The following is a 25,877-nucleotide window of genomic DNA, read 5'->3' as shown; positions in this document are numbered from 1 at the left end:
TATTAGCATACCATATTTTCATGTATTGCTCAAGGTAAAAACCGCCGGAAGCTATTGCTGATTGTTAACGTTTATTGACAAATTCAACTCATCCAGCTGCTTCTGGGAAACTTCACCAGGGGCATTTGTCAATAAGCAGCTCGCACTGGCTGTTTTCGGAAAAGCAATTGTATCGCGGAGGTTTGAACTTCCTGCAAGGAGCATCACAAGCCGGTCAAGACCTAAGGCAATTCCACCATGCGGCGGTGTGCCGTATTCGAACGCATTTAGCAAGAACCCAAACTGCTCGCGCGCTTCTTCCTCGGTAAATCCAAGAACCTTAAACATCTTTTCTTGTATATTACGCTCAAAAATCCTTAATGAGCCACCGCCCAATTCATAGCCGTTTAAGACAATGTCATACGCTTGCGCCCGAACTTTGCCTGGCTCCGTCTCAAGCCAATCTAAATCTTCCCGGAAAGGCATTGTGAACGGATGATGTGCAGCGTAATAACGCCCTTCGTCTTCGTCAAATTCAAGAAGCGGCCAATCGGTTATCCATAAAAAGTTAAATAGACCCGGATCAATTAAATTTAAATCTTTTCCAAGCTTAAGCCTTAAAGCACCAAGAGAATCTGCAACAACGCTTTTCTTATCTGCAACAAACAAAAGCAAGTCACCTGTCTGAGCAGCCAGCGTAGCTTTTATCGCCTGTTCTTCCTCAGAGGTAATGAACTTGGCAATCGGTCCTTTGAATCCGTCTTCTTCGACCTTGAGCCAGGCAAGTCCTTTGGCACCATAGCGGCGTGCGTACTCTCCTAAAGCATCGATATCTTTACGGGAATACTGATCGGCAGCGCTTTTGACATTGATTGCTTTTACTTGGCCGCCGCTTTCGACTGCAGCAGAAAACACTTTAAAACTTGAATTTTTCACAATCTCTGATAGATCGACAAGTTCCATTTCAAAGCGCGTATCCGGCTTATCCGAACCATAGCGGCTCATCGCTTCATCATACGTCATGCGGGGAAATGGCGCCGCAACCTCAATTTCCTTCACTTCCCGCATCACTTTAGCCATCATTTTTTCCATTAAGCCCATAATGTCTTCCTGCCCTAAAAAACTTGTCTCAATATCGACTTGTGTAAATTCCGGCTGGCGGTCAGCACGCAGATCCTCATCGCGAAAACAGCGGGCGATTTGATAATAGCGCTCAATCCCACCGACCATCAACAACTGTTTGAAAAGTTGCGGCGATTGCGGCAGTGCGTAAAACTCGCCTGGATGCACCCGGCTTGGAACGAGGTAATCGCGAGCCCCTTCAGGAGTACTTTTTGTTAGAATCGGTGTTTCAATATCCAAAAATCCTTCACCATCAAGGAAACCGCGAATCGCTTTTGTTACTTGGTGGCGCATTTTAAGCGTTTCAAACATGACCGGGCGGCGAAAATCAAGATAGCGGTACTTCAATCTGACATCTTCAGAGGCATCGGTATGATCCGAAATCATAAATGGCGGTGTTTTTGCTTCATTGATGATCGTTACCGCTTCAGCATACACTTCAATTTTTCCTGTTTTTAACTGCTCGTTAAATGTTGATTCTTCGCGTGCGACGACCTTTCCCTCAATACTCAGCACAAATTCATTACGAATTTTTTCCGCTACGTTTAATGCTTCTTGAGACGTGTCTGGATTAAATACAACTTGTACAATACCTGTGCGATCGCGCAAATCAATAAAAATTAAACCGCCTAGGTCGCGCCGTTTTTGTACCCATCCTTTTAAGATTACCTTTTCGCCAATGGCCAATTCCGGCACTTCACCACAAAAATAGCTTCTGCCAAACATTCTGGATCCCCCTTATTTCTGTCCTTCCAGCAAATAGGACACGAATGAATCAAGTCCGATTTCAACTTGGTCTCCCGTTTCCATCTTTTTCACTGTGATTTTATTGTTGCTTAACTCTTCGTCACCTAACACTGCTACATATTTCGCATTCAAGCGATCTGCTGCTTTAAACTGGGCTTTTACTTTGCGGTTTAGATAATCCCGCTCTGCCGAAAGCCCAGCGTTTCGAAGCTGCTGCAGCAATCCTACCGTGTAATCTTTGGCTGCATCGCCCAGTGCAACAAGGAAACAATCGATTCCTTGAGCGACACCAAGCTGGACTCCTTCCGCTTCAATCGCAGCTAGCATGCGTTCAATACTTAACGCAAACCCAATCCCCGGCGTTTCCGGACCGCCGATTTCTTCTGTCAGCCCATTGTAGCGTCCGCCGCCACACAACGTCGTGATTGCACCAAAACCTTCTGCATCACTCATAATTTCAAATGCCGTGTGATTGTAATAATCGAGACCACGCACAAGGTTGGGATCGACTTCAAACGGAATATCCAGCAATCCTAAATAATACTGAAGCTTTTCAAAATAATTTCGAGAATACTCGTTTAAATAATCAATAATCGATGGAGCCATTTTCATTAATTCATGATCGCGGTCTTTTTTACAATCCAAAATTCTGAGCGGGTTTTTTTCCAAGCGGCCTTGGCAATCGCTGCAAAATTCGCCAATTCGCGGCCGAAAATGATTTACGAGCGCTTCGCGGTGAGCATTGCGGCTTTCTTTGTCACCAAGACTGTTGATCACCAATTTCAATCGTTCCAAGCCAACTTCTTTGTATAGATTCATTGCGAGCGAAATGACCTCGGCATCAATGGCTGGATCATCGCTTCCCAATGCTTCAACACCGAATTGAACAAATTGGCGGAAGCGCCCTGCCTGCGGACGTTCATACCGGAACATCGGCCCCATATAAAAGAGCTTTACAGGTTGGGAAGGCAACCCAAACAGTTTCTTCTCAACAAAAGCGCGAACCGTCGATGCTGTTCCTTCCGGCCGAAGTGTTAAGCTGCGATCGCCTTTATCGATAAAAGTATACATTTCTTTTTGGACAATATCGGTCGTATCGCCCACCCCGCGTAAAAATAATTCTGTATGTTCAAAAATCGGGGTGCGAATTTCATGATATTGATATCTTTGACAAAGCTCCCTTGCTTTGTTTTCAATCAGCTGCCATTTTTCCACCTCACCTGGCAAGATGTCTTGTGTGCCCCTAGGAATGCTAATAGACAATGGGGATTCCTCCTTCATTTTTTTCAATAAAAAAACTCCCATCCCTTGTTAAAAAACAAGGGACGAGAGTTGTGATATTCCCGTGGTGCCACCCTAGTTGAAAAGCGAAGAAAAACCGCTTTTCCTCTTTCCAGTTAACGCCTGTACACGTTCATTCCTACTTGAAAATTTCTTTCAGAAAGAAACCTTCGGAGTGTTCTTTCATTAAGACGACATGGGAATTGCTTTCAGCCCAGGGCAATTCCTCTCTAAGCACGCAGGATACCTTAATTACTATGCTCCATCATTGGTTTTTAAAATATGGTCATTTTAATTATATAATAATACGGAGCATTTTTTTGAATGTCAAGACTATTTAGGATCTATCCAGGTACTTTTTTAATTTTTTTACATCATTCATGGTCAGTCCAAATTCCGAAGCCAGTTCAAACATACTTGTATTTTGTTCTTTTTCAACAAAATCATGAAAATCAACACCAAATAATCGGTTTCCCGCTGATTGTGTGATCACACCTTTTTCACTTGAACGCATACTGATCCACCTTTCCATACTAATCCTCTACCATTATTGTGAACAAAATTGTAATAAAACTTGCATTCAAATTTAGATTGTTAGGAAAACTGACCCATTTTCCCAACAAAGGAATGATTTTCAGCTCGTTTTGCGTTAAAATAAGGGCAAAAAGGTAAAGGAGATGCAGATGGGGAAAAAAGCAGGAATATTGTTCTTAATGATTGCTTTGGCATTCAGTTCTTTTTATTCAAATGCCACAGGCAAGGCGAAAGCCGCAGGAACTGTTACGATCGCGGCAGATTCCGTGAACGTTCGCCAAGGGCCTAGCTTGAGTTATCCATTGATTACTCAATTAAAAAAAGGCGATGAGTATGCAATTGTTAAAGAAAGCAATGATTGGACACAGATCAAGCTTTCAAACGGGGAAACAGGCTGGGTGGCAAATTGGCTTATTCGTAAAGCAAGCGGGAATCAAGCAACAAATAAACAAAGCTTAAGCGGGAATTCCGCGGTCAGCAATACAGACAATTTACGGGTGCGTTCAGGTCCTGGAACCAACTTCCAAATTATCGGCTACCTAGCTAAAGGACAAGTGGTCAATGTTCTCGATAAAAATGAAAGCTGGATCAAAGTATCATCCTCTTTCGGAGATGGCTGGGTTGCGGCAACGTTTTTACATTTAAACAGTGCTCCAAAAAATCAAAGTTCTTTGAAAACAACCGGAATGATAAATGGTGACAATGTCAATACGCGAAGCGATGCCTCGCCTTCCGCTAAAATTCTCGGAAAGCTCGCTAAAGGAACAGCCATCCAGGTATTATCCCAAAAAGGCGATTGGCTGGAATTTCGTTTTCAAGGAAAAACCGCATGGGTCAGCGCTCAATTTGTCGACCTTGGTGACAAAAAAAATCAGAATAGCAATGATTTAAGTGGAATCATTGGCACCGTATCTGCCAATGGCTTACATATTCGCGATCAAGCTTCATTGAATGGCAGCATTGTGGGTACTGTAAACAAAGGTCAGCATTATTCAATTCTTGCCGAAGTAAACAACTGGGCAAAAATTGAGTATGCACCTGGAAGCTACGGCTGGATTTCAAGTTTATATCTCGATAAATCAGCTGCTAAAAATGCTACTTCAACCGGTCAAGCGGTAAAGGAATCGACCGTTACGATTTTGCAAAATGGCACGAACGTAAGAAACTCTCCAAGTTTGCAGGCAGATGTAATCTACCGGGCAAAGGAAGGGGATCAATTTACCGTAACAAAGATAGAAAATGAATGGTATGAAATAAAGCTCAAGGACGGCACAAAAGCGTATGTGGCCGGGTGGATTGTATCGGTAAACGGTTCAGCTCCAAAAATAGAGAGACAGGGCGTTGAAAGCTATTTAAAAAACAAAACCATCGTCCTGGATCCAGGACATGGCGGTGAGGACACAGGTACAACCGGTTCGGGTGGAACCCTTGAAAAAAACTTGGCATTACGAACAGCAAACCTTGTCTATGACAAACTAAAGGCAGCAGGTGCAAACGTCATTCTGACTCGAACAAGTGATGAATATGTTTCACTCCCGTCCCGGGTGAGTACGGCACGGTTTCAACAAGCGGATGCCTTTATCAGTCTTCATTATGATAGCAATTTAGACCGCAGTGTCCGCGGCGAAACTGGCTATTATTATTATGGCTACCAAAAGCCGCTTGCAAAGGCTGTTTTGGCGGGTGTAAACGGGGAAACAGGACTTAAAAACAGGGGTGTGCGTTTTGGAGATTTTCATGTAATCCGGGAAAATCCGCGAAAAGCAACATTGATTGAACTTGGTTACTTAAGCAATCCCGAAGAGGAAATGACACTTAATTCAAAACAATTTCAGGAAAACGCAGCAACCGGCATATACAACGGACTCGCCCGATATTTTAAAGGACAATAAAAAGCTAGGCTATTGCCTAGCTTTTTTACTTGCTTTCTACGATTAAGGTGACGGGGCCGTCATTTACTAAACTGACCTCCATCATCGCCCCAAAAACACCTGTCTCGACGTGTACACCCTTTTCTCGCAAAAGCTGATTAAAGGCCTTATAAAGTTCCTCTGCATGATCCGGTCTTGCTGCCTCCATAAAATTGGGTCTTCTTCCTTTTCGACAGTCGCCGTACAACGTAAACTGGGAAATCGAAAGAATTTGTCCGCCAACATCCAGCAGCGAATGATTCATTTTTTCTGACGCATCCTCAAAGATGCGCAAATTCACAATTTTGTCAGCCAAATAGGCAGCATCATCCTTTGTGTCCTCATGGGTTACACCGACTAACAGCACAAGTCCGCTCGTAATTTCACCGGTGATTTCCCCCGCGACAGTCACCTTTGCCTGTTTGCTTCGCTGTACAACTACTCGCATTCTTTCTTGCTCCTTATTAATTCATCACTCTGCGCACAGAGTAAATGTCCGGTATTTGCTTGATCCTCTCAACCACTTTTTGTAAATGGCTGACATTATGGATGGCAATGGACATATTGATCGTTGCCATTTTATTGCGATCAGATTTCCCGGATACAGCCGAAATATCGGTCTTTGTTTCATTCACCGCTTGGAGCACTTCATTTAGAAGCCCGCGCCGGTCATAACCGTTTATTTCAATATCGACATTGTATTCCTTCCGATCATTTAAAGAAGATTCCCATTGAACCGCAATCAGCCTTGTCTGCGCTTCACTTGTGTCAATGTTCGGACAATCGGCGCGATGAACCGATACGCCTCGGCCTTTTGTGATAAATCCGACAATTTCATCTCCAGGAACAGGATTGCAGCACTTCGATAACCGAATAAGCAAGTTGTCAATTCCGGAAACTTGAACGCCAGAATCGCGTTTCTTCGATGGAGGAAACGATTTTAATTCGCTAATTTTATTAACAATCGTCGCTGATTGCTCCTGATCGCGCTTCTTCCGCCACTTCTCCGTTAACCGGTTGGCAACTTGCAGTGCGGTTACCCCGCTGTAGCCAACAGCAGCAAACATATCCTCTTCATTCATAAAATTAAATTTTTCGGCAACTTTTTTCATATTTTCAGCCGTTAAAATCTCTTTTGCATCAAACTCCATTGCCCGAATTTCTTTTTCAACCAATTCTCGGCCTTTTTCAATATTTTCTTCACGCCGTTGTTTTTTGAAAAACTGACGAATCTTATTTTTTGCTTGGGAAGTTTGCGCAAGTTTTAGCCAATCCTGACTTGGTCCATACGAATGTTTGGACGTTAAGATTTCAACAATGTCCCCGGTTTTCAGTTTGTAATCAAGGGTAACCATCTTGCCATTGACTTTAGCACCGATCGTTTTATTGCCAATTTCCGAATGAATCCGATAGGCAAAATCGATCGGAACGGAGCCGGAAGGAAGCTCGATCACATCGCCTTTTGGGGTAAAGATAAAAACCATATCCGAAAAAAGATCGATTTTCAGTGATTCCATAAACTCTTCAGCATTGGCCGTCTCATTTTGGAATTCCAGGATTTCACGAAACCACGTCAGTTTTTGTTCATAGGAAGAGCTTTCAGCCAAACTTTTTCCTTCTTTGTATGCCCAGTGGGCAGCAATCCCGAATTCAGCGATCCGGTGCATTTCAAATGTGCGAATCTGCACCTCAAGCGGGTCACCTTTCGGACCGATAACCGTTGTATGGAGCGATTGGTACATATTTGGTTTCGGCATGGCAATGTAATCTTTAAATCGCCCCGGCATTGGTTTCCAACATGTATGAATAATTCCTAAAACAGCATAGCAATCTTTAATGCTGTTAACGACAATTCGGACAGCCAGAAGATCATAGATTTCGTTAAATTGTTTATTTTGCAGCGCCATTTTGCGATAAATGCTGTAAATATGCTTTGGACGCCCCGAGAGTTCTGCTTTTATGGACACCTCGTCCAATCGGCTGCGCACTTCCACAATCACGTCTTCCAAGTATTGCTCCCTCTCGGCTCGCTTTTTCTTCATCAAGTTTACAATCCGGTAGTATTGCTGGGGATTTAAATACCTTAATGCAGTATCTTCCAATTCCCACTTGATTTTGGAAATCCCAAGTCGATGGGCCAATGGAGCAAAAATTTCAAGCGTTTCATTGGCAATTCTCCGTTGTTTTTCATACGGAAGATGTTTTAACGTACGCATATTATGGAGGCGGTCAGCAAGCTTGATTAAAATAACCCGGATATCCTGTGCCATTGCCACAAACATTTTCCGGTGATTTTCAGCTTGTTGCTCCTCATGGGATTTGTATTTAATTTTGCCTAACTTTGTCACTCCGTCGACAAGCATAGCCACTTCGCTGTTGAAGACCTCTTCTAAATCTTGCAATGTAACGCTTGTATCCTCAACAACATCATGGAGAAAACCAGCTGCAACCGTAGCCGGGTCCATTTGCAAATCCGCAAGAATCCCGGCAACCTGGATGGGGTGAATAATATACGGTTCACCCGATTTTCTATATTGATCACGATGAGCCTGCTCAGCATAGTGATAGGCTTTTTTCACCAGTTCCACATTTTCATCGTTTAAATATGCTCTCGTCTTGTCGATGACTTGCTCGGCGGTTAACAATTGATCATTCGCCATTAAAATCACCTTTGGTTTTTTCATTTATTTATATTCTGCGGTTCATTTCCGCGAAAGGCACTCGCTTTCCGGTTTGTTCAGGAGCCTCCATTAAGATGGATGCACGTTTGAGTGCTCCTTTATGCCAAAAAAGTATGTTGTTTCTATTATCGAAAAAAAAAACCTAGATGTAAAGGGATTGGCTACTATTTTTTCAGGAAATTTGAAAAATTTGTCGAAAGCTGTATGTTTTGCTGAAAAAAGCATGAAAAAGAAAGAAGAGAGGTCCGAATCCTAGAAAGACCGGACACTCTCTTTCTTTTAAAACTGCATCAGTGTCAAAACATCGTAGCCGTTTAGTTTTTCTCTTCCTTCAAGGTATGTTAATTCAATTAGGAAGGCAATACCTGCAACGATACCGCCCAATTCCTCGACAAGCTTAATGGTTGCTTCGATCGTTCCGCCGGTCGCAAGCAAATCATCCGTGATGAGTACGCGCTGTCCCGGTTTAATGGCATCCTTGTGAATCGTTAAAACATCGCTGCCGTATTCCAAACCATAGTTAACTTTAATTGTTTCCCGTGGAAGTTTTCCTTCTTTCCTTACTGGTGCAAAGCCCACTTCAAGCGAATAAGCAACCGGGCAGCCAATGATGAACCCGCGCGCTTCCGGACCTACGACAATTTCGATTTTCTTTTCTTTGGCATATTGAACAATTTGATCTGTCGCATATTTATATGCTTGTCCATTATCCATCAATGTTGTAATATCTTTAAATTTTATGCCTGGTTTTGGCCAGTCTTGTACGATTGTTACATACTGCTTTAAGTCCATTCTTCCATTGCCTCCTCAACTTTAACTGACCCTTGCATGGCTTGATCGAACCAAGCCTTTAATTGCTGGTACGGTGAAAACAGCAATTCGCTTTCAACTGCGTACTGCTCTTGTTTTTTCCGATAGGTTTGCGAGTCAGTTAAGTCGCGCTTTTGCGCTTGTCTTTTTATGGTGACGAATCCATTGTTTATTGTAACAAAATCAAGTTCAGAAAACACCTGTGACATAAAGAAAATCGTTTCCTTACTCCAGCCCCGTTTTTTAGCAAGCATATCGCCATATCGATTGAGATCAATCGGCCCTTTTTTCAGCAGCAATCCGTAAAACCATTTAAAATGGTCTCGGGTTGGAAAAGTGCTGAAAAAGTCACTGTTTTCTTTATAAAACCAAGCATAAATTCTTGCTGGTTTTTTACCGGTGAACAATTCGGACAGAAACACCCTTGCCGGCGGAAGGTCAACAATTACGGCATTCGCTCCGTCAAGATCAGCATCCTTCGCCACTTCTGCCGATTGAATCAAAAGCACTTCATCGTCTGTCAGCAGTTTTTTCTTTAGTTCTTCCATTAAACTTTCTTGAAACACAATCCACTTGCGCTTTTCATTCGGCACTGATTGAAAAATGCTATTCATCCGCATTCCTCCGCGATAATCAAACAACTGCCAATCTTGTACGGCCAAATCCTGAATAAAAATTTGCGGCTTGCGGATATTGTTCCATTCATTAATGGCAAGTTGCCCCATAAGCGAAATCTTTGCCATTGGGGAGATTTGATCAGCCAGTGCACCCAATCCGAATCCAACGCCATCGAGATTTGCTCCATTTTCAGAAATCGTTAATTTTAAATGGGTCTGGTTTGCTCCGATTTTCCGAATTGATGAAATCGCCGTATCTTTGATTATGATTTTCGGTTTTGGATTTTCTACCCCGAAAGGCGCAAGCAAGTTCACTTCCTCAATCAACGCTAAATCAATGTCCGCTAGTTCCATCTCGGCATCAAGCATCGTTATCGGAATCAGGTCTTCCGCTGTCAAATGCTCCATTGCCTGCTGGTTTAAACGATCGCGAAGCTCTGAAACATCCGCTAGATTCATGGTCATCCCGGCTGCCATCGGGTGCCCGCCGAAATGCGGCAGAAGATCACGGCACTCTGATAAATTTTTAAAAAGGTCAAATCCTGGGATGCTGCGCGCTGAACCTTTTGCCACTCCTTTTTCGCGGTCAATACTAAGGACAATCGCCGGCCGGTAATATTTTTCAACTAATTTTGAGGCAACAATCCCAATGACGCCGGCATTCCAGTTTTCCTTTCCAACAACAAGAACCCGGTTTTGAGCAGCAGGGAAATTTTTCTCCACTTCTTCTACCGCTTCTTCTGTCATTGCGGCTACCAATTGTTGCCGTTCTTTGTTCAAACTCTCCATCTGGTGTGCCAATGCTTCGGCTTCATCCTGGTCGTCTGTCAAAAGCAAGTGAACAGCAAGATCAGCGTCTTCAAGCCGGCCGACAGCATTAATCCTCGGTGCAAGCGTAAAACCGACCGTTTCTTCGTCAATTGACTTTGGATTTGCTCCAGCAAGTTTGAGAATAGCCCTCAAACCTAAGTTCGCGGTTGATTTCAATTTTTCCAATCCCCGTTTGGCAATCAAGCGGTTTTCCCCTTTTAATGGGACAAGGTCAGCAATCGTACCGATAACGGCTATTTCCAACAAATGTTCCGGAACTCTGCCATATAATGCATGGGCAAGTTTAAAGGCAACTCCAACACCGGCGAGGTCGCGAAATGGATACGTGCTTCCCGGTATTTTTGGATGAATCAGCGTAAAAGCATCAGGTAAAACCGGTCCAGGTTCGTGGTGGTCGGTAATGATCAAATCCATACCTAATTCTTTTGCCACCTGGGCTTCGTGTACGGCAGCAATACCGGTATCAACTGTAATCAACAAGGCAATCCCTTTTGCAGCCGCCTCTCTAAACGCCTTTTCGTTTGGTCCATAGCCTTCAGTGAAGCGGTTCGGAATATAAAATTGCACGTTTGCACCTAAATCGTTTAAGGTTCTCATTAAAACCGTTGTACTGCTGACACCATCGGCATCGTAGTCGCCAAAAATCAAAATTGCCTCTTGCTTTTGAATGGCTGCTTGAATTCTTGCAACAGCTTTGTCCATTCCCTGGAATAAAAAAGGGTCATGAAATTCATTTTCTCCAAACAAAAAATACCGTGCAGCTTCAACGGTATTTATCCCTCGATTGACAAGCATAGAAGCAACAAAAGGGGTCATTTTCATTTCATTAACAAGTGAATGAATCTTTTCTTGATCGAACGGTTTCATCTTCCATCGCGTTTTGGCTGCTAGCATTTTTCCGTGTCACCCCTTCAACTTACCTAATTATACAGGAGCTGCAGAAGTGATTCAATCAAAAGAAAAACCGCAGAAATCTGCGGTTATACTTGCGGCTGATCCGAATAGCGTTTCTTTTCTTTTACCGTTCGGATTACTCCTTTTTTCTTCAGCTCTTTCCCCTTTAAAACGACCCAAAGCGATGCTGCAATAAAGATTGAGGAGTAGACTCCGACTACCAATCCAACGAGCAAGGCAATCGAGAAATTGCGAATCGCTTCACTTCCAAATATCAATAATGCCACTACTGTTATTAAAACAGTAAATACCGTATTCAACGAGCGTGTTAAAGTCTGGCGGATACTCACATTGACGACATCCATAATATCCTGGAAGGTTTTCAAACGCTTCTTCTTATGCATGTTTTCCCTCATCCGGTCAAAGGTGACAATCGTATCATTAATGGAATATCCGACAATCGTCAGCACCGCGGCAATAAATGTCAAATCGACCTCCAAGCGGGTAATACTGAAGAACGCAACCATAAAGAAGGCATCATGAAGCAATGAAGCGATCGCGGCAATCGCCATTGAAAGTTCAAAGCGAATCGTGACATAAATAATGATTCCCACTGACGCGATCAGAATCGCCTTAATTGCATTTTTGGCAAGCTCCTTGCCAATTGTTGGCGAAACGGTGCTGACATTTGGCTCATTGCCAAATTCCTTTTTAAAATTCGCCTTTAAATCGGCAATCTCATTTTTCGTTAGTACACCTTTTAAACGCGCAACACCAATATCCTTTTTATTACCGGAAATTACAATGTCATCTGTCTTTAGATTTTGTTTAGTAAAGGCAGTTTGCAATTGCTGTACCGAGAGCGGCGATTTCGACAATACCTCTACCCGTGTACCACTTGAAAAATCAATCGCCAAATTCAAACGGAAAACAAGCAGCACGATTAAGCCAATTCCAAGTAAAGTGCCGGATAATATAAAAAATTTGTTACGATTTTTCATAAAATCTATTTTGTCAAAGCGGGTTGGCAAATCCAGCGTATCAATATTTTTATCAAGGCTGTGAATCCGATCGGCACGGACGCCAAACCAGCTTTTCTTTTTGTTTAAAAAGCCGCTGTGAACCCAAAGACCGAGCAAAAGGCGCGACCCATAAACGGCCGTAAGAAAGCTCATTAAAATACTGACAATCAGCATTGTTGCAAATCCTTTAACAGAGCTTGTCCCATAAGCAAACAAAACGGCCGCTGTCAAAATCGTCGTTAAGTTCGAATCCAAAATGGAAGTAAATGCGTTTTTCTCCCCCGCTTGAAAAGCAGACTTAACCGATTTTCCTACCTTCAATTCTTCTTTTATCCGCTCATAGGTAATTATGTTCGCATCGACCGCCATTCCGACCCCGAGAATAATCGCGGCGATCCCCGGCAATGTAAGCACACCGTTCATCCAGTCAAAAACAAGCAAAATCAAATAAATGTATATCGATAATGAAAGAATCGCAATAAAGCCCGGGAACCGGTAATAAAGCAACATAAACAAATAGATGATCGCTACGCCGACAATCCCGGCAAAAATGGTATCATTTAATGCTTGTTCACCGAATTTCGCGCCGACAGAAGTTGAATACACTTCCTTCAATTGAACTGGAAGTGCACCAGCATTTAAAAGTTGGGCAAGCGTTTGCGCTTCTTTAACAGTAAAGTTTCCAACAATCGATACTGTATCTTGGTTAAAAACTTGTTTAACGGTTGGAGCCGATAAATACTTTGGATTTTTCTTTATTGCTTCATTTTTAAAAGAGTCTTTGCCTTTTTCAAAATCAAGCCAAATCACGAGGAAATTGTTTGGAGTCATATTGACGATTTCCTGTGTGACTTTGCGGAATTTGTCCGCACTTTTCAGCTTTAATGACACACTAGGTTTCCCATTTTCGTCAAACGTTTGCTTTGCTCCATTTTGCGCAAGATCTGTTCCATCCATCATCAACCGGTCATTTGCATCTCGGAAAGACAAATTGGCTTGGGTCGACAAAATTTCCCGTGCCTTGTTTTGATCGTTTACTCCGGCGAGCTGAACACGTATCCGGTTGTTTCCTTCAATTTGAATGTTCGGTTCACTAACCCCCAGAACGTTAATCCGTTTATCGAGTGCTTGCGCCGTTGCGGCGAGGGTATCTTTGTCAATTTTTTGACCTTTTTTTGCCGGTTTTACTTCATACAATACTTCAAAACCACCTTGAAGATCCAAACCGAGCTTCAAATTCGATAAGATATTTTTCGTCGTTGTTCCGAGCAGACTTCCCACCAAGAGAAGTAAGAGGATAAAAGCAACGATTCTACTGCGTTTTACCATTATGTATAGTTCCTCCTTAGGCTACTAAAACCAGTCCTTCAAAATCCGAAAAGCCATTGGTTCCATTATGAAATAAGTTGACAAGGCTGTCAATTTCCCCGACAGCAGCACTACTTCAAAAGCTCTTTCCAATCCTCCTCATTATCCATCGAAAATTCAGTTGTTTTAAATGTTTCAATGGTTCGATAGGAAAGGTAATCACTAACTTTGATTGACAAAATATCTTGGATGATTTCATGCAATTTTCCTTCTTCTTTAACTTTTTTCCATTTTTTTCGAACCAAAAATTCCCAAATTTCTGCTTCTGAAATCGCATCATAGCCAAGCAGACGAAATTCATCCAATTTGCTCCATAATGCCGGCTTGACCTGGCTGCGAAAATGATGATAGGCATGCTCTGCTCCCATAAGGCTGTTCCTCCCTGGAATAAATTGCTTGCGCTTTTTGTTCTTATCGGATAAAAATCTTCCTGCTTGTCATGCTTTGTCCACTATTGTGCATATAGTTAATTGTATATGAATTCTTCTTTTTTGAGAAGGAGGGAAGTTAATGTCGAAGTTTTTAAGAGGAACGTTTATTTTGCTTATCGCCGGTTTCATTACAAGAGTACTTGGATTTATTAACCGAATTGTAATTGCCCGCAGCATCGGTGAAGAGGGTGTGGGTTTATATATGATGGCATTTCCGACCTTTAGCCTTGTTGTCACACTCACCCAGCTCGGCCTGCCGGTTGCGATCTCCAAGAACGTTGCCGAAGCTGAAGCAAGAGGTGATTATGCAGAAATTAAAAAAATTCTTGTTGTCTCGCTGGCGACAACTTTAGCGTTATCAGTTGTGTTTACACCTGCGCTTATTTTGCTTGCTCCATTTCTATCAACGGCCCTTTTTACCGACCCGAGAACCTATTATCCGCTTGTAGCGATTGCGCCCGTGATCCCGATTATTGCGGTATCCTCCGTGCTTCGCGGCTATTTTCAAGGCAGGCAGAACATGCGTCCGTCCGCAGCTTCGCAAATTGTCGAACAGGCCATCCGCATCACGCTCATTGCTGTGATGACGAAGGCCTTTCTTCCATATGGGATTGAATTTGCTGCTGCTGCTGCAATGGCTGCAACGGTAATCGGAGAACTTAGTTCCCTCCTGTATCTCATGACGACCTTTAAGCTAAAAAAACGCTTCAAACTGCGCAAGAATTTTTTCAAGTCCGTTCATGCCGGAAAAAAAACGTTTCGCGATTTAATGGAAATTGCCATTCCGACAACCGGAAGCCGGCTAATTGGCTCTCTCGCCTGGTTTTTTGAGCCAATCGTCGTCTCCAACAGCCTGGCCCTTGCCGGAATAGCTGCCGTCACTGCCACAAAACAGTACGGGGCATTAACCGGTTATGCAATGCCGCTGTTAATGCTGCCGTCCTTTATCACTTATTCGCTGGCAACTTCACTCGTTCCCGCAATTAGTGAAGCCAATTCCCGCAATAATCACCGTTTAATTGAGCATCGTGTTCAACAAGCACTGAAATTTGCTTTTTTAAGCGGCGGCCTTGCAGTGGTGGTTCTTTATATTTTGGCAGACCCTTTAATGCAGCTGATGTACGGATCTAAAAATGGCTCAGGGTTTATCCGTCTTATGGCACCGTTCTTTTTGTTTTATTATTATCAAGGCCCACTCCAGGCTGTCTTACAGGCCCTTAATCTTGCCCGGGCTGCGATGATTAACAGCTTAATCGGCGCCGTTGTCAAAACCCTTGTCGTGTTTTTGCTTGCATCCCAGCCTTCTTTTGGCATCAATGGGGCTGCTTTGGGGATTGTTGTTGGATTTGTCCTTGTCACGCTATTGCATTTTTCAACTGTATTAAAAAAAATCTCTTTCTCCTTTTATGTCCGGGAATATGTTAAGGCTTTCCTTGTGATGATTGTATCCGGCTGGCTTGGTTATTGGTCGTTTGCCCATCTGTTTACCGATCAGATGCTACTTACCAGGGTGACTATAGCCGTTTCCTTGATGTCCATTTCCTATTTTGTTCTTCTTTTGCTGCTCGGCCTGCTAAGGAAAGATGATCTGAAACGGATCCCATTTATCGGAAAACCACTCTCGAAATTTGCTTTTCGCTAGTTTTAAAAGTCAAAAAGACACGGCATCTTCAATCGAATCCGTGTCTTTTATTCGTCGATTAAGTCGATAAAAAACTGACCGTTCTCATAACTGCAAAAAGAGATTTTTTTAATCTCTTTATATCCCCGTTTTTTCAATTCTTGCCTTAACCAAAAATTCGATTTCTCAATTCTTCTTAAATTTTCTTCGTTGACTGCACCGTCGATGATGAGCGGGATCGTGATATCTCCGCTTTTTTCTGTCATGTTTTGGTTTTTTTCTTTTTCGATAACCGATAGTTTTCCAGACGACTCTAAAATCGCAAACTCGACATCAGCAATGCTGCGTATATCCTTTTCCCTAAGTTGGCTCATCAAATCATCGAAATTGTAGCGCTGCTTGCGCATTGCTTTTTCATCAATTTTTCCCCGGTTGATGATAATCGTCGGCTGGCCATCAACGAAATCGCGAAATCGTTTGCTTTTTAACGAAGCCAATGCCAAGGTAATTTGGATCACCATTAAAAGCAGCATCGGCAAAATGGTATGCAAAAGAGGGTCCTTTGTGTCCTCAATGGCCACAACAGCCATTTCCGCAATCATGATAAATACAACGAGATCCAAGATGCTTAATTCGCCAATTTCCCTTTTTCCCATTACCCGAAAAATAATAAGAATCAAGACATATAGCAGAATCGTCCGAAAAACGATAATGAGATGTTCCTCCATCGTCCAGTCGCCCCTTTTCATGTCTAGTGTTGATCGAAACAAGCAATCTGATAGCAAGCAATTTATTCCATCCGACGGTATCTTTACGAAAATGTTCTTCTATTTTTTCAATCCCCCGAATATGCTTGTACTAGGAAAAATGCTGTTTTTTTTTTGAAATGGGCTTTGGGTAAAACAGCAGCTGAAACAACTGCCTTTTTGGCAAAAGTGAAGGAGGAATGCAACATCGAATCGAAAAGCTTGAGCACAGCCGTTCTGTATGGGGTCATTTTTATCTTTGTTTTCGCAGCCCTATCCAGTCTTATTTTTTCCCTTATTCTTCGATTTTCTTCTGTACAGGAAGCTTCGCTGCAATACATTGTAACTGCCATGTCTTTTATCGGGTTGTTTGGCGGCGGATTTTTATCCGGAGGAAAAGGAAAGCAAAAAGGGTGGCTGATCGGGGGATTAACCGGGCTGGTCTACACGCTGATTGTTTTTTTGTTCCAATATTTAGGCTATGACCGCTTCTTTGACGTTCAGCAGCTCATCTACTACATTTGCTACATCCTCATCGCCATGATGGGCGGGATACTTGGAGTGAATCTATCTACAAACAAAAGATCCTCATAACAAACAAAGGAAGCCGGCAAAACATGCGGCCTCCTTTTTTTTATTCCTTTTTTGCCAGCTTATCAGCTGCTGCTGGGGCTGGAGCTGACTCTAGAACTTCGCGCACAGCGGAGCGGTCATACGTTAAACGGCTTCCATCTCCACATTTAATGACGATTTTATTTTCATCAAGCGAGTCGACGAATCCATGTAAACCGCCAATCGTTACAATTTTGTCCCCTTTTTTCAGATCACTTTGCATTTGCTGAACGGATTTTTGACGTTTTTGCTGCGGGCGAATCAATAAAAAGTAAAACAAAACAAACATTAAGATAAGCGGCAATATCGTGCCAAGACTTTGCATTCTGTTCCCCTCCTTTCAAAATGGTATCTATTAGAAATTTTTTGCGTTTGGCTGATTAAAGCCGTAACGCTCAAAAAATTCTTCTCTGAAATCGCCAAGCCGGTCTTCTCTGATGGCTTGTCTGACTTGCTCCATTAATTTTAACAGAAAATAGAGATTATGGTAAGTTGTTAACCGAAGTCCGAATGTTTCATCGCTGCGAATAAGGTGGCGCACATAAGCCCTGCTATAGTTTCGGCACGTATAACAATCGCAGTTTTCATCAATCGGTCCAAAATCGCGGGCATATTTTGCATTTTTCACTACAAGTCTGCCTGTGCTTGTCATCAGGGTGCCATTACGGGCAATCCTTGTTGGCAAAACACAGTCAAACATATCAATTCCGCGAATCGATCCATCAATCAACGAATCCGGTGATCCGACACCCATTAAATAGCGCGGTTTGTTTGCCGGAAGCAATGGTGTCGTAAATTCAAGAACACGATTCATCACGTGCTTTGGTTCGCCGACTGACAGCCCGCCGACCGCATACCCTGGAAAATCAAGCGACACGAGATCTTTGGCGCTTTGTTTGCGAAGATCTTCGTATTCCCCGCCTTGAACGATCCCGAAGATTCCCTGGTCATTCGGACGCTTGTGAGCGCTTAGACAGCGCTCAGCCCAGCGTGATGTCCGTTCGACAGATTTCTTCATATATTCATACGTTGCGGGATAGGGCGGACACTCATCAAACGCCATTGCGATATCAGACCCAAGTGCATTTTGAATTTCGATTGCTTTTTCCGGCGACAAAAATAATTTGTCTCCGTTCAAATGGTTGCGGAAGTGAACACCTTCCTCTTGAATATTGCGGAATTCGCTTAAACTAAACACTTGGAAACCGCCTGAATCGGTTAAAATCGCACGATCCCAGTTCATAAACTTATGAAGACCGCCAGCTTCGCGAATAATCTCATGACCAGGACGAAGCCATAAATGATACGTATTGCTTAAAATGATCCCAGCACCCATTGCTTTTAAGTCTTCGGGAGCCATCGTTTTTACCGTTGCCAGTGTGCCTACTGGCATAAATGTCGGTGTTTCAAAAGAGCCGTGCGGTGTATGGACAATCCCAAGCCGGGCACCCGTTTGTTTGCACGTTTTAATGAGTTCATAACGTATGGCAGTCAAAAAATGTATCTCCTTCCACATTCATGGTTAAATGATCAGCATTGCATCGCCAAAGCTGAAAAAACGATATTGTTCCTGTACAGCAGTTTTGTAAGCATGCAAAATATTTTCTCTACCTGCCAAAGCGCTAACGAGCATGATCAACGTCGACTTTGGCAAATGAAAGTTCGTGATCATGCCATCAATCGCTTTAAATTGATATCCAGGATAAATAAAAATAGTTGTCCAGCCGCTGCTTTCCGTAAAAACGCCATCGGTTTGGGCTGCAATCGTTTCAAGTGTTCTCGTCGATGTTGTTCCAACCGAAATGATCCTGCCGCCGCTGTTTCGAACATCGTTCAACACGCGGGCTGTTTCTTCAGTCATCATGTAAAATTCAGCATGCATTTCATGTTCCAGGACATCATCGACACTGACCGGGCGAAACGTTCCTAAACCAACATGAAGGGTAATAAAAACTATATGCACACCCATTTTTCGAATCTCATCCAAAAGCGCTTCGGTAAAATGAAGACCTGCAGTGGGTGCAGCCGCAGAGCCGGGTTCGCGTGCATAGACTGTCTGATAGCGGTCGCGATCCTCCAGCTGTTCTTTTATGTAGGGCGGAAGCGGCATTTCGCCTAATCGATCGAGCACCTCATAAAAAATGCCCTCGTATCGAAATTCTAAAGTTCTGCCCCCATGATCGGCCTCATCCGTACATACAGCGGTCAGCAGTCCATCACCGAAGCTGAGCTTTGTCCCCACTTTTACTCGTTTTGCAGGTTTTACAAGTGTTTCCCATTGATCCCCTTCAAGCTGCTTTAAAAGCAGCACCTCGATTTTTGCGCCGGTATCGTCTTTTATCCCAAACAGTCTTGCGGGCAACACCTTTGTATCATTTAACACAAGGCAATCGCCTTCCCGCAAAAAATCCTTACAATTTTTAAAAACAGTATGATGTATGGCCCCTGTTTGTTTATCTAAAACCATTAGCCGGCTATCAGCACGGTTTTTCAATGGAACTTGAGCGATTAATTCCTCTGGTAAGTGAAAATCAAACAAATCTACTTTCATTTTCTGACATCCCCATCTAGATTTTAGCGAAACCGGTTGAAAAAGTAAAAAACGACTGACAAGAGTATACTTATGATAATGGAGGTAGCTACCGGAAAATAAAAAGTGGTATTCCCCTTTTTACTAACGAAATCCCCCGGCAATTTTCCAAGATGCAAAAAAGACATCAGGAAACCAGCCAGAAAAAGAAGCGCACCGATTAGCATAAGCATTTTTGATAATCCTGTCACGTCTTTGGCACCTCCATATGAAAATGGCGATAGGCAAGCTCGGTTACCATTCTGCCCCTTGGCGTCCGCTGCAAAAAGCCGATTTGCAGCAAATAGGGTTCATAAACATCTTCGATGGTTTCACGCTCTTCACCAATCGTTGCCGCAATTGTATCAAGCCCCACCGGCCCGCCACGAAATTTCTCCATAATGCCTTTTAACAATTTGTGATCGATATGATCAAGCCCAAGCCGGTCTACTTGAAGCAGCTCCAACGCTTCGTTCGCAAGAAAAAGATCAATCCTGCCATCACCTTTTACTTGGGCAAAATCCCTTACTCTCCTTAATAGCCGGTTGGCAATGCGCGGGGTACCCCGCGATCTTCTAGCGATTTCTGCTGCTGCTGTATCCATGATTTCAATTGCCAATAAGTCAGCTGTTCTTTTAACAATATCGGCTAATTGCTCTTCTTTATAATACTCAAGCCGGCTCAAAACACCAAATCGATCACGAAGCGGGGCGGAGATCGAACCGGCTCTTGTTGTGGCACCAATTAACGTAAATGGCGGCAAATCAAGACGGACAGAGCGTGCACTTGGTCCTTTGCCGATTACTATATCAAGGCAGAAATCTTCCATTGCCGGGTAAAGAACTTCCTCAATCGATCTTGGGAGACGGTGAATCTCGTCAATAAATAAGACATCCCCTGGCTCAAGGGCTGTTAACACAGCAGCAAGGTCGCCCGGACGTTCAATCGCAGGTCCAGATGTAGTACGTATGTGAACGCCCATTTCATTGGCAATGATGGTCGCCAATGTTGTTTTGCCAAGCCCCGGGGGACCATAAAGAAGAACATGATCCAGCGTTTCCTTTCTCATCTTTGCCGCCTCAATAAAAACAGTTAAATTGGCTTTGACTTTTTCCTGGCCAATATATTGCTTTAAGGTTTGCGGCCGCAGGCTCTGCTCAAATGACAGATCGTTCAAATCTGCCTCATTTGAAATAATCCGGTCTTCCATGAATCATCACCTATTTTAAGAGGCGCTGCAACGCCATTTTGATATATTGATCTGTTGACAATGTTTCTTTCCTTAAATCAGGCGAAATCTTTTTGATTTCTTTCTCAGTATACCCGAGCGCTTTTAGCGCAAGGATCGCTTCTTCGAACGCCTTTGAGCTTTCCGTTGGTGCCTCCGTCATCTCGCTTGCATTAAATAAATTCGGAAAGAAATCCGGAACAATGTTTTGCAGTTTCCCTTTTAAATCAAGAATCATTTGTCTGGCAGTTTTTTTCCCAACACCGGGGAATTTGATGAGGAACGCTTCATCTTCGTTTTCAATTGCTTGAACGACTTGCCCGACATCGCCGGATGCAAGAATGGCAAGCGCCCCTTTTGGACCGATTCCTGAAACGCTTAAAAGCTTCATAAACAGACTTTTTTCTTCTCTTGTGGAAAAACCGTAGAGGGCGATCAAGTCTTCACGGACATATTGATACGTATAGACCACAACCGTTTGGCTAACCTTGCTGGAATAGACAAAGGGGTTGGGCGTTACAATTTGAAATCCAAGGCCATTGTTTTCAACAACAATGTATTCAGGCCCAACAAATTCAACTTTTCCCTTAATAAACTCATACACTGTCTGCTTCTCTCCCTCAAACAAATGGCTGTATATCATTCTAACATACAATATTTAATGAAAATAGTAAAAAACCAAGCTGATTTGCTCTGCTTGGCTTAAATCTTATTATCTTCCCAGCTTTTCACCAGTGGAATACGGTTTAAAGGTTTCCAATACTTTTATGTACCGATCCTTTGTTTTGACTGGAATTCCTTTAAAAAGCTCTTTTTGCCTATAACTCTCCAATTTTTTTATATCAATTTGAAAAAAAGATTGAATTATTCTCGCTTGGCCAGGCTTTCCATTAAAGATGGTTAATATGCCCTTATCTGTTACCCCAAAATAGCCATTTGCTTTTGATAAAGGAGAGATATCGTCAACTTGCTTCCGAAAAACAAGCGCAGTTTCATTACTACTCAAAAGCTCCCATTGGTCATACTTTGCCCAAAAGTCAGCTAAAGAGGTAACAGGCTCCTGAATCGTTTCTTCACTCATCTCGCCATCAAGGTAAACCCGCTCTAAAACCACTTTTAAACTGATGGGTTCTGCTTGCTGCTGGGGGTGATCGGCTGCCGATTGGCTAACAGAGCCTGCAGCCATGACTTCAGGTCCTCTTTGCAAGATCATGAAGAGACTTACAGCGATTGCTGCTATCCAAACCGAACGAACTGCTGCATTATGACTCATGTGAATCCCCCGCTTTCCTAATAATGAATTTCTATTCGTAGTTTATCCTTTTTCTGTAAGTTCATACGATTACTGCACACAAATTAAGCGGCCTTGTGGGCCGCTTAACCATTTCGCTCATCGGCTTCTCATCCGGGTAAACGTTCCTTCATCTGTGACGACATCGACATTGCGACCATCCACGTATGGTGAAACCGCTTTTTGAATCGCTTTTTTTGTCCCGGCTGCTTTCGCTTGATCCATCAGTTCTACAGAGATGAACACGGATGAACCATAGATCACCGAACGAACTTTTCGAACATTTTGGACTTTTTCTGCTGCTAGCCGAACTTGGTCTGTCAGCTGTTTATGTGTTGCCGGATCTGTTGAAAACCCGGTGTTGGCAATGTTCTGATTTAACTGTCCATGGTAATTTGCATCCCCTGTACTAAAGCGATTATCCCGTTTGAAAAAAGTTTGGTCATGACTGGCCAAAGGGACCGTAGGGTTTGGTGGATTTCCATTTTCATCCCTTGTTTGCAGCTGCCTTCTTTGCTGATTCTTTGCCAGTTGGCCTTCTGCACCAAAAGTGTGATCCATCATTTCTGTTAATGGACCATCATTATCGTTCCATAGTCCGGATTGGTTTTTCGGATGGTTTTCATTTGAATAATATCCCATTGGCCTGGCATTATCGTTATACTGTTCATTTGCACCAGAACGCTGATTTCCAGAACACCCCGTTATCCCAGCTGCCAATAAAACAACGATTGGAATGATCCATATTTTTCGAGCCAATGCGAACCCCCCCTCAGGTTCAATCTGAGCATAAAATCTGCTCAATTGTAGCATGTATCGAGGGAATGGTTTTCATTCATTTACAACTGTGCTGCATCACTGCTAATTCACCACTAACAGCCTTACTTCACTACTTTCATTAACGTTTCAACCATTTTTCTCCTTAGCGAATACTGATCAAACGTTAATTCGATCACCTGCTGGAACTGTGCCGGATTCATATAGGATTTTTCCCGGATGACCCGATTCCATTCACGAAAAATATCTGCTGGATAAGCAAGCGCATACAAAAATGCAGGCTGTTTTAAACCTGTTATCATTGACGGATAACGATGTAGCTCCGCTAAAGACCAATCAAGAAAAGGCAGTATCCGGTTTGCATATTGCAGATAATCAAGCGCTGGCGGCCCAATGCTGATCAAATCAAAATCAATTAAATTTAATCTTCCTTTTTTGTCAAGCAAAAAGTTATGGTGTGCTACATCTCCATGCAAAACAACGTAGGGCTCTTTTACAAAAGAATCGGCATATTTTTTCATGCCATTTAACGCCCATTCTCCCCATTGAACCATTTCTTGATGGTATTTTTCTTTTAAAAAACGTTGCAGCAAAGAATAATTTTGCTCGAATTGTTTCAGCCGATCCTCCCATTTTGCCTGAATATCATTGAACGGCAGCAATGTTTGATAACGCGGCACAACGGAACCTGTAATTTGGTGAAATTCCTCTACTACCGACAAACCATCCAATCGGTTCCGATGGGTTGAAAACGTAAATGATTTACGGCCGGGAGCTAAGTAGTCCATGCAGCCAAAATATTTTCCTTCAAATGACAGCGGCGTTTTGCTGAGATGATGGACAAAGGAATAGGTTTTTAAGAATCCTTCTTTCTTTAAAGTGTCCGTAAAAGCCTCTTGCAGTCTTAATTTATTATAGGATGAATAGCCTTTTATTACATATTTATTTTGAACGGTTTCAACAATGTAAACATAGTCCCTTATTTTCGCTATTCTTATTATTTTTTCAATAAATTGGCTGTTTAAATAGGAAAGGAGACGATTGGAATAATCATCGCCTCCGTTATTGTTAATCATCTTCCTCTTCATAGCCATCAGCTTCATAACGCGGCATAGCATAAGATCCTGTTCCCATCGGCGGCATTCCATATGGATTCATATAGGGCGGCTGGGCAAAGGTGGTTGGTGTTGTGTATGGTGCTGAATAGATCGGCGGTGTCGGCGGGATAAAGTTCGGCTGTACAGGTGCTGAGCAGCCGCAATCACCTAATCCGCCTGTGCTGACAGGAATTTGCCCTTGTAATGGGTAAGGCTGGCTTCCAACTTCCGGAGAATCCATATCCGGTGATTCGTATTCGCCTACACCCATACCGTATCCAGGGTACATTGTCCCCATTTGCGGATATCCATATGTCGGTTGGCCATAAGGATACATCATGCCGGCTGGTGCATATGGCGCAGCGATTCCCGGGCTGCCATATGGAGTTGGATACATCGTCCTTTGAACCGGCTCTCTGCCTGTAGAGTAGCCCGAAGGATATTCAGGATACCCTTGCATTGGCATGCCTTGCGGGTTCATCATTGGGTACTGACCTTCCATTCCCTGCATTGGCATGCCTTGCGGGTTCATCATTGGGTACTGACCTTCCATCCCTTGCATTGGCATGCCTTGCGGGTTCATCATTGGGTACTGACCTTCCATTCCTTGCATTGGCATGCCTTGCGGGTTCATCATTGGGTACTGCCCTTCCATTCCCTGCATTGGCATACCTTGCGGGTTCATCATTGGATATTGCCCTTCCATTCCCTGCATTGGCATACCTTGCGGGTTCATCATTGGATATTGCCCTTCCATTCCCTGCATTGGCATACCTTGCGGGTCCATCATTGGGTACTGACCTTCCATTCCCTGCATTGGCATACCTTGCGGGTTCATCATATAGCCTTGCATTCCTGTTCCTGGCACCGCACCAGCCATTGAATTGATGGGCATTTGCGGCATAAACGAGGATGAAGATTCATCTTCGTATTGTGGCGGCACGAATGAGGCACCTGCAATAGGTTGAGCTGGAACAGGTGCTTCTGGCATCACCCCATAGGGGATGGCCGGGTTATATGGAACTTGCTGAATGGGCATCATGGGCTGCGGTGGATACTCTGGCGGACAAAAACCAGGTCCAGGCAAAACAGGTGTAACAGGTACACAATAATCTTGACAAACCGGCTGTTCAGCTTGTGGAGGCAATTCCACAGGCGGTTTTTCCACAACTGGCTGAGGCATTTCTTTTTTCGGAACCTCTTTTACTTCCGGAAGAATATTAACCGGTTTTGGCGGAAGCTGCGGCTGTGGCTGTGGCGGCGGCTGAACTGTCATATTCGCCATATTCATCATATAATAGTTGTTAATATCGATTTCAGGAATAACTGGCAGAGGCATTTTAGGAGTATATGGTGCTTTTGGCGCTTCTTTTAATATAGGCACTTCCTTTACCGGAGCTTCTTCAATTGGTGCAGGCATCGGCTTTTCTTTCGCAAACGGGTGCTCAAGCGGTATTTCTTTTTTTACCCCTTTATGGATTTCCGTTCCCGGTTTTGTTCCCATTGGTGCCTCTTTTTTAATCATCCCACCAGATGTAGGAACTTTCACTTTCATTCCGGGCATTATCATATCAGGGTTGCTGAGCTGTGAGTTCATCTTTTTCAGCTCTTCAAAATTCACGCCGTACTTCTTGGCGATCTTCCAAAGAGTATCCCCTTTCTGTACGATATGGATCTTCACTCTGATTTCCCTCCTATGGCATAAGTCC

22 protein-coding genes, 1 pseudogene and 1 other annotated feature are annotated in these 25,877 nt (G+C 43.3%); of the genes and pseudogenes, 3 read left to right on the top strand and 20 right to left on the bottom strand.

The genetic code is table 11. The annotated features are described in order from the left end of the window. Positions 1-51: 51 nt before the first annotated feature. The 3 genes from aspS to ACQYAD_RS15975 all read right to left on the bottom strand — a co-directional run bounded on the left by aspS (position 52) and on the right by ACQYAD_RS15975 (position 3,643). On the bottom strand, positions 52-1,827 hold the full coding sequence (aspS, locus tag ACQYAD_RS15985; protein WP_430239679.1) for an aspartate--tRNA ligase: 1,776 nt from the start codon (positions 1,825-1,827) through the stop codon (positions 52-54). A gap of 12 nt (positions 1,828-1,839) precedes the next feature. Beyond that, complete coding sequence (hisS, locus tag ACQYAD_RS15980; RefSeq protein WP_430239677.1) at positions 1,840-3,111, bottom strand: histidine--tRNA ligase; 1,272 nt, start codon at positions 3,109-3,111, stop codon at positions 1,840-1,842. Between the two features lie 55 nt (positions 3,112-3,166). Continuing rightward, positions 3,167-3,407, bottom strand: a binding site (T-box leader). A gap of 59 nt (positions 3,408-3,466) precedes the next feature. After that, positions 3,467-3,643 carry a hypothetical protein gene (locus ACQYAD_RS15975; RefSeq protein ID WP_430239675.1) on the bottom strand — a complete coding sequence of 59 codons (177 nt, stop codon included), beginning with the start codon at positions 3,641-3,643 and terminating at the stop codon, positions 3,467-3,469. 169 nt (positions 3,644-3,812) lie between these two features. Here ACQYAD_RS15975 and ACQYAD_RS15970 point away from each other — a divergent pair, with 169 nt between their 5' ends. Then, the gene (locus ACQYAD_RS15970) at positions 3,813-5,555 is read left to right on the top strand and encodes an SH3 domain-containing protein (protein WP_430239673.1); all 1,743 of its coding nucleotides are present in this window, start codon (positions 3,813-3,815) and stop codon (positions 5,553-5,555) included. A 25-nt stretch (positions 5,556-5,580) separates the two neighbouring features. On the opposite strand, the gene dtd is transcribed toward ACQYAD_RS15970, so the two are convergent. From dtd to ACQYAD_RS15940, 6 genes are all read right to left on the bottom strand, one after another. Next, on the bottom strand, positions 5,581-6,021 hold the full coding sequence (gene dtd / locus ACQYAD_RS15965; protein ID WP_430239672.1) for a D-aminoacyl-tRNA deacylase: 441 nt from the start codon (positions 6,019-6,021) through the stop codon (positions 5,581-5,583). A gap of 16 nt (positions 6,022-6,037) precedes the next feature. After that, complete coding sequence (locus ACQYAD_RS15960; protein WP_430240007.1) at positions 6,038-8,233, bottom strand: RelA/SpoT family protein; 2,196 nt, start codon at positions 8,231-8,233, stop codon at positions 6,038-6,040. A gap of 300 nt (positions 8,234-8,533) precedes the next feature. Beyond that, positions 8,534-9,046 carry an adenine phosphoribosyltransferase gene (locus tag ACQYAD_RS15955; RefSeq protein ID WP_430239670.1) on the bottom strand — a complete coding sequence of 171 codons (513 nt, stop codon included), beginning with the start codon at positions 9,044-9,046 and terminating at the stop codon, positions 8,534-8,536. After that, a complete protein-coding gene (recJ, locus tag ACQYAD_RS15950; RefSeq protein ID WP_430239668.1) occupies positions 9,037-11,406 on the bottom strand; it encodes a single-stranded-DNA-specific exonuclease RecJ in 2,370 nt (789 codons plus the stop codon). The genes ACQYAD_RS15955 and recJ overlap by 10 nt, the downstream gene beginning before the upstream one ends. A gap of 86 nt (positions 11,407-11,492) precedes the next feature. Continuing rightward, positions 11,493-13,757 (bottom strand): protein translocase subunit SecDF, encoded by a 2,265-nt coding sequence (secDF, locus tag ACQYAD_RS15945; protein WP_430239666.1) that lies wholly within the window; start codon positions 13,755-13,757, stop codon positions 11,493-11,495. A gap of 110 nt (positions 13,758-13,867) precedes the next feature. Next, on the bottom strand, positions 13,868-14,164 hold the full coding sequence (locus ACQYAD_RS15940; RefSeq protein ID WP_430239663.1) for a post-transcriptional regulator: 297 nt from the start codon (positions 14,162-14,164) through the stop codon (positions 13,868-13,870). A 142-nt stretch (positions 14,165-14,306) separates the two neighbouring features. Here ACQYAD_RS15940 and spoVB point away from each other — a divergent pair, with 142 nt between their 5' ends. Continuing rightward, positions 14,307-15,869 (top strand): stage V sporulation protein B, encoded by a 1,563-nt coding sequence (spoVB, locus tag ACQYAD_RS15935; protein ID WP_430239660.1) that lies wholly within the window; start codon positions 14,307-14,309, stop codon positions 15,867-15,869. 47 nt (positions 15,870-15,916) lie between these two features. On the opposite strand, the gene ACQYAD_RS15930 is transcribed toward spoVB, so the two are convergent. Beyond that, a complete protein-coding gene (locus ACQYAD_RS15930; protein WP_430239658.1) occupies positions 15,917-16,576 on the bottom strand; it encodes a DUF421 domain-containing protein in 660 nt (219 codons plus the stop codon). Between the two features lie 153 nt (positions 16,577-16,729). Between ACQYAD_RS15930 and ACQYAD_RS15925 the strand changes: the two genes are divergently transcribed. Then, on the top strand, positions 16,730-17,188 hold the full coding sequence (locus ACQYAD_RS15925; RefSeq protein ID WP_430239656.1) for a TIGR04086 family membrane protein: 459 nt from the start codon (positions 16,730-16,732) through the stop codon (positions 17,186-17,188). Between the two features lie 40 nt (positions 17,189-17,228). On the opposite strand, the gene yajC is transcribed toward ACQYAD_RS15925, so the two are convergent. The 10 genes and pseudogenes from yajC to safA all read right to left on the bottom strand — a co-directional run. Continuing rightward, positions 17,229-17,531 (bottom strand): preprotein translocase subunit YajC, encoded by a 303-nt coding sequence (gene yajC, locus ACQYAD_RS15920; RefSeq protein ID WP_430239655.1) that lies wholly within the window; start codon positions 17,529-17,531, stop codon positions 17,229-17,231. A gap of 30 nt (positions 17,532-17,561) precedes the next feature. Further along, positions 17,562-18,701: a tRNA guanosine(34) transglycosylase Tgt gene (gene tgt, locus ACQYAD_RS15915; protein WP_430239654.1), complete on the bottom strand. Its 1,140-nt coding sequence runs from the start codon at positions 18,699-18,701 to the stop codon at positions 17,562-17,564. 27 nt (positions 18,702-18,728) lie between these two features. Next, positions 18,729-19,757 (bottom strand): tRNA preQ1(34) S-adenosylmethionine ribosyltransferase-isomerase QueA, encoded by a 1,029-nt coding sequence (gene queA / locus ACQYAD_RS15910; protein ID WP_430239651.1) that lies wholly within the window; start codon positions 19,755-19,757, stop codon positions 18,729-18,731. A 23-nt stretch (positions 19,758-19,780) separates the two neighbouring features. Further along, the gene (locus ACQYAD_RS15905) at positions 19,781-19,987 is read right to left on the bottom strand and encodes a DUF2905 domain-containing protein (RefSeq protein WP_430239649.1); all 207 of its coding nucleotides are present in this window, start codon (positions 19,985-19,987) and stop codon (positions 19,781-19,783) included. Next, positions 19,984-20,985: a Holliday junction branch migration DNA helicase RuvB gene (gene ruvB / locus ACQYAD_RS15900; protein WP_430239646.1), complete on the bottom strand. Its 1,002-nt coding sequence runs from the start codon at positions 20,983-20,985 to the stop codon at positions 19,984-19,986. Before ruvB ends, ACQYAD_RS15905 begins: the two co-directional genes overlap by 4 nt. Before the next feature lie 10 nt (positions 20,986-20,995). Then, the gene (ruvA, locus tag ACQYAD_RS15895; protein ID WP_430239645.1) at positions 20,996-21,607 is read right to left on the bottom strand and encodes a Holliday junction branch migration protein RuvA; all 612 of its coding nucleotides are present in this window, start codon (positions 21,605-21,607) and stop codon (positions 20,996-20,998) included. Between the two features lie 108 nt (positions 21,608-21,715). Next, a complete protein-coding gene (locus ACQYAD_RS15890; protein ID WP_430239643.1) occupies positions 21,716-22,276 on the bottom strand; it encodes a BofC C-terminal domain-containing protein in 561 nt (186 codons plus the stop codon). A gap of 117 nt (positions 22,277-22,393) precedes the next feature. Beyond that, entirely contained in the window at positions 22,394-23,053 is a 660-nt protein-coding gene (locus ACQYAD_RS15885) for a YhcN/YlaJ family sporulation lipoprotein (protein WP_430239641.1), read from the bottom strand. A 122-nt stretch (positions 23,054-23,175) separates the two neighbouring features. Beyond that, positions 23,176-24,159 (bottom strand): phosphotransferase, encoded by a 984-nt coding sequence (locus tag ACQYAD_RS15880; protein WP_430239640.1) that lies wholly within the window; start codon positions 24,157-24,159, stop codon positions 23,176-23,178. Between the two features lie 1,536 nt (positions 24,160-25,695). Further along, positions 25,696-25,849 (bottom strand): annotated as a pseudogene (gene safA / locus ACQYAD_RS15875) (SafA/ExsA family spore coat assembly protein); the annotation flags it as partial. Positions 25,850-25,877: the final 28 nt, after the last annotated feature.

This window comes from Neobacillus sp. SM06 (assembly GCF_050496765.1).
In the GTDB taxonomy this organism is placed as follows: Bacteria; Bacillota; Bacilli; order Bacillales; family Cytobacillaceae; genus JAEVLT01.
Note: the sequence above shows the minus strand (reverse complement) of the source record. Positions and strands in the feature narration are given on the sequence as shown.